This is a genomic window from Ruegeria sp. HKCCD7296, from assembly GCF_013110775.1.
Taxonomy (GTDB): domain Bacteria; phylum Pseudomonadota; class Alphaproteobacteria; order Rhodobacterales; family Rhodobacteraceae; genus Ruegeria.
The window spans coordinates 195,079-207,560 of sequence record NZ_WVRF01000005.1 but is presented as its reverse complement, the minus strand read 5'-3'; the positions used below and the strand labels follow the sequence as shown (position 1 = coordinate 207,560).

At 58.0% G+C, this 12,482-nt stretch carries 11 protein-coding genes; 4 read left to right on the top strand and 7 right to left on the bottom strand.

Going from position 1 to position 12,482, the window contains the following annotated elements:
- Nucleotides 1-26: 26 nt before the first annotated feature.
- The 3 genes from GS632_RS09610 (at nucleotide 27) to GS632_RS09600 (ending at nucleotide 3,808) form a co-directional block, all read left to right on the top strand.
- Nucleotides 27-1,733 carry a peptide ABC transporter substrate-binding protein gene (locus tag GS632_RS09610; RefSeq protein ID WP_171721732.1) on the top strand — a complete coding sequence of 569 codons (1,707 nt, stop codon included), beginning with the start codon at nucleotides 27-29 and terminating at the stop codon, nucleotides 1,731-1,733.
- A 94-nt stretch (nucleotides 1,734-1,827) separates the two neighbouring features.
- Nucleotides 1,828-2,835 carry an ABC transporter permease gene (locus GS632_RS09605; RefSeq protein ID WP_170375080.1) on the top strand — a complete coding sequence of 336 codons (1,008 nt, stop codon included), beginning with the start codon at nucleotides 1,828-1,830 and terminating at the stop codon, nucleotides 2,833-2,835.
- Nucleotides 2,828-3,808: an ABC transporter permease gene (locus GS632_RS09600; protein ID WP_171175221.1), complete on the top strand. Its 981-nt coding sequence runs from the start codon at nucleotides 2,828-2,830 to the stop codon at nucleotides 3,806-3,808. The genes GS632_RS09605 and GS632_RS09600 overlap by 8 nt, the downstream gene beginning before the upstream one ends.
- A 6-nt stretch (nucleotides 3,809-3,814) precedes the next feature.
- Here GS632_RS09600 and GS632_RS09595 read toward each other — a convergent pair whose 3' ends face one another.
- The 6 genes from GS632_RS09595 to GS632_RS09570 all read right to left on the bottom strand — a co-directional run bounded on the left by GS632_RS09595 (nucleotide 3,815) and on the right by GS632_RS09570 (nucleotide 10,524).
- The gene (locus GS632_RS09595; protein ID WP_171237269.1) at nucleotides 3,815-4,912 is read right to left on the bottom strand and encodes an MFS transporter; all 1,098 of its coding nucleotides are present in this window, start codon (nucleotides 4,910-4,912) and stop codon (nucleotides 3,815-3,817) included.
- Between the two features lie 108 nt (nucleotides 4,913-5,020).
- Nucleotides 5,021-6,298: a DUF3422 family protein gene (locus tag GS632_RS09590; protein WP_171721733.1), complete on the bottom strand. Its 1,278-nt coding sequence runs from the start codon at nucleotides 6,296-6,298 to the stop codon at nucleotides 5,021-5,023.
- A 107-nt stretch (nucleotides 6,299-6,405) separates the two neighbouring features.
- A complete protein-coding gene (locus GS632_RS09585; protein WP_171235551.1) occupies nucleotides 6,406-6,762 on the bottom strand; it encodes a VOC family protein in 357 nt (118 codons plus the stop codon).
- Between the two features lie 148 nt (nucleotides 6,763-6,910).
- Nucleotides 6,911-8,362, bottom strand: coding sequence for an NAD(P)(+) transhydrogenase (Re/Si-specific) subunit beta (locus GS632_RS09580; RefSeq protein ID WP_171237267.1), 1,452 nt, complete (start codon nucleotides 8,360-8,362; stop codon nucleotides 6,911-6,913).
- A 13-nt stretch (nucleotides 8,363-8,375) separates the two neighbouring features.
- Complete coding sequence (locus GS632_RS09575; protein ID WP_171721734.1) at nucleotides 8,376-9,947, bottom strand: Re/Si-specific NAD(P)(+) transhydrogenase subunit alpha; 1,572 nt, start codon at nucleotides 9,945-9,947, stop codon at nucleotides 8,376-8,378.
- Between the two features lie 127 nt (nucleotides 9,948-10,074).
- On the bottom strand, nucleotides 10,075-10,524 hold the full coding sequence (locus GS632_RS09570; protein WP_171175233.1) for an isoprenylcysteine carboxylmethyltransferase family protein: 450 nt from the start codon (nucleotides 10,522-10,524) through the stop codon (nucleotides 10,075-10,077).
- Between the two features lie 174 nt (nucleotides 10,525-10,698).
- Between GS632_RS09570 and kynU the strand changes: the two genes are divergently transcribed.
- Nucleotides 10,699-11,892, top strand: a complete 1,194-nt coding sequence (kynU, locus tag GS632_RS09565) for a kynureninase (RefSeq protein WP_171237266.1) — start codon at nucleotides 10,699-10,701, stop codon at nucleotides 11,890-11,892.
- Here the strand turns inward: kynU and GS632_RS09560 are convergent.
- Entirely contained in the window at nucleotides 11,885-12,463 is a 579-nt protein-coding gene (locus GS632_RS09560; protein ID WP_171237265.1) for a TetR/AcrR family transcriptional regulator, read from the bottom strand. The two genes, kynU and GS632_RS09560, sit on opposite strands and share 8 nt — an antisense overlap.
- Between the last annotated feature and the right edge of the window lie 19 nt (nucleotides 12,464-12,482).

Genomic DNA, 12,482 nt, shown 5'->3' with positions numbered 1-12,482 from the left:
AAACGTGTCCAATTCGGGAGTAAATTATGAAAATCAAAACCCTTTTGCTTGGTGCGATTGCGAGCACGGCAATGGCTCCGATCGCCTTTGCCGAGCGCGGATCGGACGGCAATGTCAGCATCATTTATTGGCAAGCGCCGTCGATCCTGAACCCGTTTCTATCCGGTGGTACGAAAGATGTGGAATCAGCCTCATTGGTGATTGAGCCGCTCGCGCGTTACGACCAAGACGGCAACATGGTGCCTTATCTGGCATCGGAAATCCCGACCGTGGAAAATGGTGGCGTCAGCGAAGACCTGACATCGATCACATGGAAGATCGCGCCCGGAATCACTTGGTCGGACGGTTCTCCATTCACCTCGGCTGACGTGAAATTCACTGCTGACTACTGCATGCATCCCGAAGGCGGCTGCGCGCAGGTCACCAAGTTCGAGGGCGTCACCTCGGTCGAGGCGGTGGATGACCTGACCGTCAAAGTCACATTCGACAAGCCGACCCCCTTCCCCTATGGCCCGTTCGTGGGTGGTGAAAGCCCGATCATTCAGGCCGCTCAGTTCGCGGACTGCCTTGGCGCGAAAGCCCCCGAATGCACCGACCAGAACTTTAACCCGATCGGAACCGGCCCGTTTGTTGTAACCGAGTTCAAACCGAACGACGTCATCACTTTCGCAGCCAACGACAATTATCGTGACCCGGCAAAACCTGCCTTTGCGAGCGTGACCTTCAAGGGCGGTGGCGATGCAACGGCCGCGGGTCGTGCTGTCATGGAAACGGGTGAATTCGACTATGCTTGGAACCTTCAGCTGGCGCCCGAAGTGATCGCGCAGATGCAGGAAGGCGGCAAAGGTACCCCGGTTGCAGGCTTTGGCCCGCTGGTCGAGCGTATCATGCTGAACCAGACCAACCCATCGCCCGACCTGCCGGAAGGCGAGCGTTCAACGGCTGCTCATCCGCACCCGTTCCTGCAAGATCCGGCGGTCTACAAAGCCATGTCCATGGCCATCGACCGTCCGCTGCTGGTTGAGATCGGATATGGTCAGGCCGGTAAGGTGACCTGTAACTGGGTTCCCGCCCCTGCGGCCTTCAACTCGACTTCGATGACCTGTGACACGCAGGATATCGCAGGTGCAAATGCGCTGCTGGACGAGGCCGGAATCGTTGACACCAACGGCGACGGCATTCGCGAGAAAGACGGCGTTCCGCTGAAAGTGGTTTACCAAACCTCGACCAACGCTGTCCGTCAGGACTTCCAGGCGCTGATTAAAGAATGGTGGAGCCAAATCGGCATCGAAACCGAGCTGCGCAACATCAACGCGTCGGTCTTCTTTGGTGGTGACCCGGGTTCGCCTGACACCTTCCAGAAGTTCTATGCTGACGTTGAGATGTACGCCAACACCTTCAACGGCACCGACCCGCAGTCCTATCTTGGCAACGGCCTGTGCGACAAAGCACCGAAGCCGGAAAGCCAGTGGCAGGGTGAAAACATCTCCCGCTTCTGCAACGAAGAGTTTGACGCGTTGCACGCCAAACTGGCCGAGACCGCTGGTCTGGAAGCTCGCGCCGAGATCGCGAAACAGCTGAATGACATCATGGTTCAGAATGGCGGTATGATCCCGCTGGTTCACCGTGGTCGTCTGTCGGCGCACGCGAACACCTTGGGTGGCGTTGTCCTGAACGTTTGGGACAGCGAGCTGTGGAACATTGCGGACTGGTACCGCAAAACCGGCTCCTAAGCACTGATCTTGCAAAGCCGCGCCCCGGTCGTTATCGGGGCGCGGTCATTTGCACACCACCCCAACAAGAAGACGCATATAAAGGCGCCTCTTAATGCTCAATTTCACAATCAGACGACTGGTGCTGGCCGTACCCACGCTGCTGTTCATCAGCCTCGTCATTTTCCTGCTGCTCGAGCTTGCCCCTGGCGATCCGATGGCGCAGGTCCCGCTCACCGTTCCGCCTGAAGTCAAAGAGAAGATGCGCGAGGCGCTTGGCCTTGGCCAGCCGATGCATATCCGGTTCTGGAAATGGATCGTGCAATTCTTCTGGATCGAACCGCAGGTTCTGATCGACCACATGTTTGGCACCACCTTTTCCGAAGGTGACCTGCGTGTGATTTCGTGGCAGACCCGCTCGCCGGTCATGGACATCGTCGTTCAGCGTATCCCCCAGACCCTGTGGGTTGTCGGCACCGCCTATGTGGTCGCCATCCTGATCGCTCTGCCCATCGGCATCTATTCGGCCTACCGCCAGTATTCGTGGTTCGATCAGATGGGCACATTCGTGTCGATGGTTGGTTTCTCGGTCCCGCCCTTCTTCTCGGGCGTTCTGGTGATCGTGATCTTCTCGGTCCAGCTGGGTTGGTTCCCGTCGATCTATGACACAACTCATGTGGTCAACAGCTGGGACAGCTTTGTCGTACAGCTGAAGCAGATGATCATGCCGGTCATGGTTCTGGCCTTGCAGATTACCGCACAGCTCAGCCGGTTCATGCGCGCCTCGATGCTGGACAACCTCAATCAGGATTACGTCCGCACCGCCCGCGCCAAGGGGCTTAGCGAATACACCGTGGTTATGGTCCACGTCCTGCGCAACTCGATGATCCCCGTGGTTACCGTGATTGCGCTGGGTATTCCGGCCATATTCGGCGGCGCCATCATCACCGAGCAGGTGTTCAAAGTGAACGGCATCGGCCAATTGCTGATCGGCGCAATTCAGGCCAACGACCTGCCGATGGTGCAAACCCTGACCTTCATCTTCGCCGTGCTGATCGTGCTGTTCAACCTGATCGCCGATGTTCTTTACGGCATTCTGGACCCGAGGATTCGCTATGACTGATACCGACAAATCAGACACGCTGATCCCGGATGAAGGACTGGCAGCCGCCTCGACCGCCGTGCCGGGCGCAGGCGCTATGGAGGAACTGGCAACCCCTCCGCGCAGCCAATGGCGCGATGTGTGGGATCAGTTCAAGACCCACAAGGGCGCGATGGTTGGTGCGATCCTGTTCCTCTTCATCGTTGCAGGCGTCTATCTGGGACCGTACCTGTGGAGCATTGATCCAACGCAGATAGACATCCGTTCGCGCAATCAGGGACCAAGCTGGGCACATCCGTTTGGAACCGACCAGTTGGGCCGGGATATTCTGGCGCGCATGATGTCAGGCGGGCAGACCTCGGTCTCGGTGGGCATCACCGCGATGTTGCTGGCCCTTTTCCTAGGCTCCTTCATTGGGGTTCTCGCAGGGTTCTTCAGGCGGCTCGACGGCCCGCTGATGCGCCTGACCGATCTGTTTCTGGCCCTGCCCCTGCTGCCCTTGCTGCTGGTCATGATGCTGCTGTTCCGGGAGCCTTTATCGGCTGCCTTCGGACTGGAGCGCGGCATCTTCATCCTGATCGTCTGCGCCATCGGCATCACCTCGTGGATGCCGACCGCCCGGATCGTGCGGGGGGATGTACTGGCCATCAAGGAACGAGAATTCGTTCTGGCGGCGCGCTCTATCGGCACCAGCAACAGCCAAATCATCACGCGGCATATCCTGCCGAACGTGCTGTCACCGATCATGGTGTCTGCGACGCTTGGGATTGCCACGGCGATCATTACCGAAAGCGCGCTGTCCTTCCTTGGATTGGGCTTCCCGCCCGACTTTCCAACCTGGGGCCGCCTACTGTTCGACGGGGTAGACTATCTGCAGCAGTACCCTGAGCGTGTGTTCTGGCCCGGACTGGCAATCTCGTTGACCGTGCTCAGCGTGAATTACCTGGGCGATGGCCTACGCGACGCGCTGGATCCGCGAATTCGCGGACGTTAAGCAAACTCAGTCGGCGCGCCTGAGCGCGCCGGCCAAAACTATGATCAGGGCCGCCAGCGGCAGCAACACTGAAAACGCCAAACGCAAGCCAAACAGTTCGGCCAAAAACCCGATCAATGGCGGTCCGATCAACAGCCCCCCATATCCCAAAGTGGCAACACTGGCGATGGCCTGCCCCGGCGGCACTTCCGGGTCACTTGCAGCCCGGCTGAACGCCAGCGGCATAATCACGGCATAGCCTACACCCATCAGTGCAAAACCGGCCAATGCGGGCAGAGGTGTCACTGCTGATACCACGGCAAACACGCCAACTGCAGCGCACAACCCGCCAAATCGCGCCGTGGCAACCGGGCCGAAGCGAGTAATGACAACTGCGCCCGCCAGGCGAAAGGCCACCATTGTCACTGAGAAAACGGCGTAACCCAAGGCCGCAACGCTTTCGGTCGCATCTGTGATGTCGCGCAAATAGATCGCGCTCCAATCCGCGACAGCGCCTTCCCCCAGGGCCCCGCACAATGCGGTAAACCCAACCAAAACCAATATACCGGACGGCAGAGCAAACACGGATCCCTGCCCGCGCTCTGAACGTTTTGAAGTCCAACGCACCCAGGAAGAGGCGAGCGCAAAGGCCACGACGAGTCCTCCCGCCAGCAGGAAGTGCGCAAGAACACTCAGCCCCATCTGAACAGCAACATATCCGCTCAGCGCGCCAAGGCCCGCGCCCAGACTCCACATCGCATGGAAAGAGGACATTACAGGTTTGTCAAAGGTCTGTTCAACCTCAGCCGCCCAAGCGTTCATTGCCACGTCCATAGAGCCGTGGAAGGCACCAAAGATGAACAGGAAGACCGCCAACCCCCAAAATCCACCGGCCATGGCTAGCAGGATTAGCGACAGAGTATAAAGCACCGCAATGACACGGGTAATGGCAACAGCCCCGAACCGATCCGTGAGCCGCCCGGTGATGGGGAAAGAACAAACAGCACCAGCCGCCATGAACAGCAGCCCATAACCCAGTTCCTCATGCGACAGACCCAACCTGTCGCGCACAGCAGGGATGCGTGAGGCCCATATTCCGAACAGTGCCCCATTCAGGATAAACATGGCGGCAACCGCTCGCCATGCTGCAATTATGGTAATCACCAAAAACCCTCGCGTCGCTCGCCAAACGTCCCCTGTTCTACAGGTCCGGCCGAATTTGGCAATTGACGCTCAACCAAGCCGCTTGCGGATCCGTCGAATTGCGAACCAGACTCCGGCCACCACCGGGACCGTTACCGCCGCCGTCAGCATACCCTTGCTGATCCCCGACGCCGTTAGCGGATACAAAAGATAGCTTACCAAAGAAACCGCGTAGTAGCTGATTGCAACAACGGACAGGCCTTCGACAGTGTGTTGCAGCCGTAACGCCAGATCCGCCCGACGGTCCATGCTTTCCAACAACGCTTGGTTCTGCGCACTGCGTTCCACATCCACCCTGGTCCGCAACAACTCGCCAGCTCGGATGGCCCTGTCGGACAATGCCTGAAGGCGGCGTTTGGTGGACTTAACTGTCCGGATCGCAGGATCATAGCGCCGCATCATAAAATCGGCAAAGTTCTGACCGCCCTGGAACCGCTCTTCTCGCAACACTTCGATCCGCTGATTGACAATAGCTTCGTAAGCACCCGTGGCTCCGAACCTGAACGAACACCGGGCGGACAGTGTTTCGAGTTCAATCGACGTCGACAAAAGATCCTGCAGCAGCGCGTCAGGCTGAGCCGAGTTATCGGTCATCTGTCCCAGCAATTGTGTCAACTGTCCATCCAACTCTCCGATACGCGGCATCAACTGCTTGACACGCGCGAAGCCCAACATGGACATCGCCTTGTAGGTCTCAATTTCGCAGAGGCGTTGGACAATTCGTCCCGTACGGCGCCGACCGGTACCTTCAGCCACAAACAAAGCAAAACGCATGTGACCTGCCGGATCGATGCGAAAATCGCTGGCGCAAACAGCGGCATCGTCCAACACCCTGGCCACGGCCAGGCTTTCAGGCTCGAACCAATCCAGCAATTTGGACTTAATCACATCGTCACTTTCGCGCTCTACGACACGAACCATCGCAGATGTGACCCTTTGGCCCGGACTGGCCATCAGCCAATCGGGTGGAAAGACTTCGAAATCGGCCGGATTGAACGCACGGTCGCTCACGTTCTGAGCGATTGCCGTGTAGGTGACAAACTCTGTGTGTTGCTCCCATTTCAGCCAATGTCGACCGATCTGTCCGGCGTAATGCGTGGCATCAGGCTGAGGGTGCTGCGCGCCATGGCGATCCAGAAGATTGATCAAATGGGCCAAATCCTCGCGCCGATCACGGGCGACGGCAGCCTCCGGTTTTTTGATCGCCAGAAAGGCCACCGTACACGGCATCGAAGCGACAGGAAACGGTCGCGCATGCAATTCATTGGCCAACGCATATCGAAGGGGATGGTCGTCTATCGGTGTCATTCAGGGCTCCGCCTCGTCACGCGCACTATACGATACATATGACTTTCTTCAATTCTCTTTTTGTTTCATATACTTACAGGGATACAAAGGTATACAAGCCGGCTATCTCATTGATTTGGTTGCCACAGCTCGATCGGGTTGCCCTCGGGATCGTGGATGCGTGCGAATTTCCCAACCTCGCTGTCCCAATCCGGATGCGTTTCAACGGCGATTCCAGCCGCCTCCAGTTGCCGAGTCATGGCCGCCAGATCATCGACACGGAAGTTGATCATCCATTGCTGATCTTCCCGCCCGAAATACTCGGTGTCCTGCGCAAACGGAGCAAAGACAGTATAGCCTTCGCGTTGTTTCCAAGGCACGGGATTGTAATGATCGACGCCCAGGTGTTCCGCGTACCACGCACTCAAAGCTTCTGGATCGCGTGCCCGAAAGAACACGCCCCCTATGCCATTCACCTTCTGCATCACAAACCTCCTGACCAAGCCATTTTATCACAATCCGCTGCTTCATCTGGCTAAAAATACCTTGGAGGTCAGGAGGCAAAGCCTCCTGCAATACAAAAAAGAAAAGGGCGCCCAAAGGCGCCCTTTGCAATTGGATTAAGCCTTTTGATCAGTCGATCATGGGCAGCAGCTTGTCGAGCGACTGTTTTGCGTCACCGTAGAACATGCGGGTGTTCTCTTTGAAGAACAGCGGGTTTTCGATGCCCGAATACCCGGTGCCCTGACCACGTTTCGACACAAACACCTGCTTGGCCTTCCAGCATTCCAGAACCGGCATGCCAGCAATGGGGCTGTTTGGATCTTCTTGTGCGGCCGGGTTCACGATGTCGTTCGAACCGATGACGATGGCCACATCCGTTTCAGGGAAGTCCTCGTTGATCTCGTCCATTTCCAGAACGATGTCATACGGCACCTTCGCCTCAGCCAACAGCACGTTCATATGGCCCGGCAGACGACCCGCAACAGGGTGGATTGCAAAGCGCACATTCTTGCCCTTGGCACGCAGCTTACGGACCAACTCGCTGACTGACTGCTGCGCCTGCGCCACGGCCATACCGTAACCCGGGATGATGATAACGCTGTCCGCATCGTTCAAAGCCGCAGCCACACCATCAGCCTCGATAGCCACCTGCTCGCCTTCGACCTCCATCTGCGGGCCCGAGCTGCCGCCAAAGCCGCCCAAGATCACGCTGACGAAATGCCGGTTCATCGCCTTACACATGATGTAAGACAGGATCGCACCGGACGAGCCCACCAGCGCACCGACGACGATCAGAAGGTCGTTGCCCAGGCTGAAGCCGATCGCGGCAGCCGCCCAGCCCGAATAGCTGTTCAGCATTGAAACAACCACCGGCATGTCGGCCCCGCCGATGCCCATGATCAGGTGATAGCCGATGAACAGCGCCGCCAGGGTCATCAAAAACAGCGGGAGGAAGCCACCGGTGCTGGTATACCAGAACAGGCAGATCAGCGAGAGACCCGCAGCCGCCGCGTTCAATGCATGACCGCCGGGCAGTTTGGTCGCCGCCGACGTTACCTTACCCGCCAGTTTGCCATAGGCTACAACCGAGCCGGTAAAGGTGATCGCACCGATGAAGATACCCAGGAACAGTTCCACGTGCAGGATTGCAAGTTCCGCCGGGGTTTTCTTGGCAATCAGCTTTGCGAATGCCCCCAGATCGGACAGGTCCGCATCTTTGGCGCTGTCAACGATGGCCATTACCTGCGCCACGTTGCCGATTTCAAAATGCGCATTGAAGCCCACAAAGACCGCTGCCAGACCAACCAGCGAGTGCATTGCTGCCACCAGTTGGGGCATTTCGGTCATCTGGACGCGCTGCGCTACGTATTGACCGATCAGACCGCCGCCAATGATCAGCAGGATCGACAGCAGCCACAGGCCAGAACCAGGGCCAACCAGAGTGGCAAAGACCGCCAGCGCCATACCGACGATGCCGTACCAGACCGCGCGCTTAGCGCTTTCTTGGTTCGACAGACCACCCAGCGACAGGATGAACAGAACAGCCGCAACAACGTAAGCGGCAGTAGTGAAGCCAATCATCTACCCGGCCTCCTTAAGATTTCTGGAACATGGCGAGCATGCGCCGGGTTACGAGGAAGCCGCCGAAGATGTTGATCCCGGCCATGAAGACAGACAGCGCCGCCAGCAGGATGACCAGGAACGACCCCGACCCGATCTGCATCAAGGCTCCGACGATGATAATCGACGAGATTGCGTTTGTGATCGCCATCAGCGGAGTGTGCAAGCTGTGTGCTACGCCCCAGATCACCTGGAAACCTACAAATACGGCCAACACAAACACGATAAAGTGCTGCATGAAGCTGGCCGGGGCCACCAGCCCCACCAGCAGCATCAGTGCGCCGCCAACACCCAGCAGGGTGAACTGCTGTTTGGTCTGCGCCTTGAAGGCCGCGATCTCTTGCGCTTTTTTCTCTTCCGGGGTCAGTTCTTTGACTTCCGGTTTCTTCTGCGCCGCAATCGCCTGTACCTTGGGCGGTGGCGGCGGGAAGGTGATCTCACCCTCATGGGTCACGGTCGCGCCGCGGATCACGTCATCTTCCATGTCGTGATTGATCTGACCGTCCTTCTCTGGCGTCAGGTCGGTCATCATGTGGCGGATGTTGGTGGCGTACAGAGACGAAGACTGCGCTGCCATCCGGCTGGGGAAGTCGGTATAACCGATGATGGTCACGCCATTGTCGGTCACGACCTTCTCGTTCGGCACGGTGCCTTCGACGTTGCCGCCACGCTCGGCTGCTAGGTCAACGATGACCGAACCCGGCTTCATCGCCTTAACCATATCCTCCAGCCACAGCTTCGGCGCCGGGCGGTTCGGGATCAAGGCGGTGGTGATGACGATGTCCATTTCCGGCGCAAGCTCACGGAACTTGGCAAGCTGCGCGTTGCGGAATTCCTCTGATTGAACTGAGGCATAACCACCGGTCGCCGCACCGTCCTGCTGTTCTTCCTCGAAGTCCAGATAGACGAATTCAGCCCCCATGGATTCGACCTGTTCGGCCACTTCGGGGCGCACGTCGAACGCATAGGTGATCGCGCCAAGTGAGGTCGAGGTCCCGATGGCCGCCAGACCCGCCACGCCCGCGCCCACGATCAAAACCTTGGCAGGCGGCACTTTACCGGCAGCCGTTACCTGACCGGTGAAGAAACGTCCAAAGTTGTTGCCTGCCTCGATCACCGCGCGGTAGCCCGCGATATTGGCCATCGAAGACAGCGCATCCATCTTCTGCGCGCGCGAGATACGCGGAACCATCTCCATCGCGATGACGTTGGCACCTTTGGATTTGGCCAGCTCCATCCCCTCTTCGTTCCCGGCTGGGTTGAAGAATGAAATCAGCGTCTTGCCTTTGGTCAGACGCTTCATCTCGGTCTCGGTTGGGATGCGAACCTTTGCGACGATGTCCGAGTTCTTCCACAAAGACGCGGCGGTTTTGACGACCTCGACACCGACCGCCTCATAAGCCGCATCCGAGAACCCGGCAGCGGCACCCGCGCCTTTCTCGATGGCGCAGTCATAGCCCAGTTTCTGCAACTGCACAGCGGAGTCCGGCGTCATCGCGACCCGGTTCTCGCCATCCAATATTTCCTTCGGTGTGCCTATTTTCACTGGCAATCCCCCTATTTCTAAGGCCGAGCTGGTCCTCGGGTATGATTCGTTAAGAAAAGATGTATCTTGCGCAACTTTATTTCGCAAGCGCAGCATCCGTTACGTAGTGTCATGGAGGTGCCCACTCCTAAACCCAGCGACGCGTTTTGCGTTCATATCGGGCGAAATCCGCGCGGAAGGTGCGGCGCAACCGGTCCTCTTCTGGCACAATGAACCGACGCTCCAGTACCCAGACAAAGATGGGCACCAGCACCAGCGAGAAGATTGCATCAAACCGAAGGATCAGACCGGTTAGGATCAGAACGTCACCCAGATAGATCGGATTGCGGCTGCGCCTGTAAATGCCCGACTGTACCATGGCACTGGGCGTTTCATGTGGAATCACAGTGGTCTGATGCCGGCGAAACTCAAAAACCGCAAGAACCGCAAGAAGAACGCCGCCGCCGATCAAGACACCGCTGATTAGGTCGGTCAGCCCACCGTCCAACGACAGGCCAAGCCCCATGTATCGGCCCTGTAGCCAAGCCAGCAGGACAAAGCCCGCAAGCCACACAGGGGGAACATCGATCCAGCGCATAGTCTGTCCTTCGCGGGTGACGCCACGTAAGGATACGTGTCGTTTCTGGGCGCTGTCCTACCGTTTTCAGGTCAGAATAGCAAAACCCACGATGTCGCATCAGTGGACAGGCTGCTGCGGATCAGATACGCCGGTGGGTAAACAGCGACAGATAAACACAAAAAACGAGCTTTCATGACCGATTTCGCAGCAACCAAAGCCATGTTCGACCTGCCCGAGGGTGTGATCTATCTGGATGGCAACTCTCTGGGCCCCCTGCCTAAATCAGCGACCTCGCGCGTGCAGGATATGCTGACAGATGAATGGGGTCAGATGTTGATCACCGGGTGGAACAAGGCGGGCTGGATGGGGCTACCCACTGGGCTGGGCGATCGCATCGGCCGCTTGATCGGTGCCGAACAAGGCAGCGTCGTCACCGGCGACACCCTGTCAATCAAGGTGTATCAGGCAGTGGCCTCCGCGCTTGAGCTCAACCCGTCCCGAAAGGTTGTGCTGTCAGATAACGGCAACTTCCCGTCAGACCTGTACATGGCGGATGGCCTGCTACGCTCGCTGGGCGAAGACTATGAGCTGCGCATTGTAGACCCAGAGGATGTGGCAGAAGCAATCACAGAAGAGGTTGCGGTTTTGATGCTGACCGAAGTCGATTACCGCTCGGGCCGGATGCATGACATGAAAGCGCTGACCGAACTTGCACATGCAAACGGCGTGATAACGGTCTGGGATCTTGCGCATTCCGCCGGTGCAATTCCCGTTGATCTGGAAGGTTGCAATGCCGACTTTGCTGTAGGCTGCACATATAAATACCTCAACGGCGGCCCTGGCGCACCGGCCTTTATCTATGTCGCACCTCGACTGGCTGAAACGGTGCGTCCGGCCCTGTCTGGTTGGCTGGGGCACGAAGCCCCCTTTGCGTTTGATCTGGATTATCGCCCCGGCAGCGGGATCGAACGGATGCGCGTGGGCACGCCACCCGTGATCCAAATGACGGCTTTAGCCGCGGCCATGGACATCTGGGACATGGCCGAAATGGCAGATGTCCGAGCAAAGTCCATTGAATTGACTGAGCTCTTCATAACCCGCGTCGAAGCCGCCTGCCCCGAACTGCAACTGGCCAGCCCAAGAACGCCAGAGGTGCGTGGCAGCCAGGTCTCATTCCGCTTCACAGAAGGCTACGCTGCGATGCAGGCCCTGATCGCACGGGGTGTAATTGGCGATTTCCGTGCGCCAGATATCATGCGCTTTGGTTTTACGCCGCTTTACATCGACGAGGCCGACGTAATCCGAGCAACCGAGATTATGGCCGATGTGATGCAGAACAAGTTGTGGGACGCGCCGGAATATAAGATCCGCCAGCGCGTTACCTGACCTCAAGCCCAGCACCGAAAAGGGCGGCAACCTGCGCCACCTGCTGTTCATAGACTTCGGCCCCGGCGCCGATCAGCTTTAGCCCCTTGAGCGTGGCGGTGATCGTCCGACCGGTCTCTGCCGCGTCCGTCTGAAGGCGAACCCGTCCCGCCTGTTCCTGTTGCGTCAGCCAATCCGCATAAAGCCCTGCCAGTTTAGCCTCACCCGCAGCGATGATTTCAGAAGACAGGGATTTGGTGTTGTCCAGCATCTCGAGCCCGTGTGGAGAGGCCAGGATTTCAGCCATCCCGTCCGTCTGCGCCTGCACCGCACGCGTCAAAACCTCGGGCACCGACCCTTGCGTCGCCAGTGCTTCGGCGACCGCAACGCTTTTTTCGGCGTAGTACAATTCGGTCAGCTTGCTGACGATCGCCTCTTTGTTCTTGTAGTGCAGATAGACCGCTGGCCGCGACATCCCCGCCCCACGCGCAATATCGTCCATCGAAGTCTTACGATACCCGTAGGTGGAAAAGGCTTGAAACGCCGAGTTCAGGATCGCCTTTTGCCGTGAATCGTCATTCGTGTCTTTCATAACCGAAGCACTGACATTT

Coding starts and splice junctions, on each gene's coding strand:
- GS632_RS09610 (WP_171721732.1), top strand. CDS start 27: ATGAAAATCAAAACCCTTTTGCTTGGTGCGATTGCGAGCACGGCAATG.
- GS632_RS09605 (WP_170375080.1), top strand. CDS start 1,828: ATGCTCAATTTCACAATCAGACGACTGGTGCTGGCCGTACCCACGCTG.
- GS632_RS09600 (WP_171175221.1), top strand. CDS start 2,828: ATGACTGATACCGACAAATCAGACACGCTGATCCCGGATGAAGGACTG.
- GS632_RS09595 (WP_171237269.1), bottom strand. CDS start 4,912: ATGTTTATCCTGAATGGGGCACTGTTCGGAATATGGGCCTCACGCATC.
- GS632_RS09590 (WP_171721733.1), bottom strand. CDS start 6,298: ATGACACCGATAGACGACCATCCCCTTCGATATGCGTTGGCCAATGAA.
- GS632_RS09585 (WP_171235551.1), bottom strand. CDS start 6,762: ATGCAGAAGGTGAATGGCATAGGGGGCGTGTTCTTTCGGGCACGCGAT.
- GS632_RS09580 (WP_171237267.1), bottom strand. CDS start 8,362: ATGATTGGCTTCACTACTGCCGCTTACGTTGTTGCGGCTGTTCTGTTC.
- GS632_RS09570 (WP_171175233.1), bottom strand. CDS start 10,524: ATGCGCTGGATCGATGTTCCCCCTGTGTGGCTTGCGGGCTTTGTCCTG.
- kynU (WP_171237266.1), top strand. CDS start 10,699: ATGACCGATTTCGCAGCAACCAAAGCCATGTTCGACCTGCCCGAGGGT.
- GS632_RS09560 (WP_171237265.1), bottom strand. CDS start 12,463: ATGAAAGACACGAATGACGATTCACGGCAAAAGGCGATCCTGAACTCG.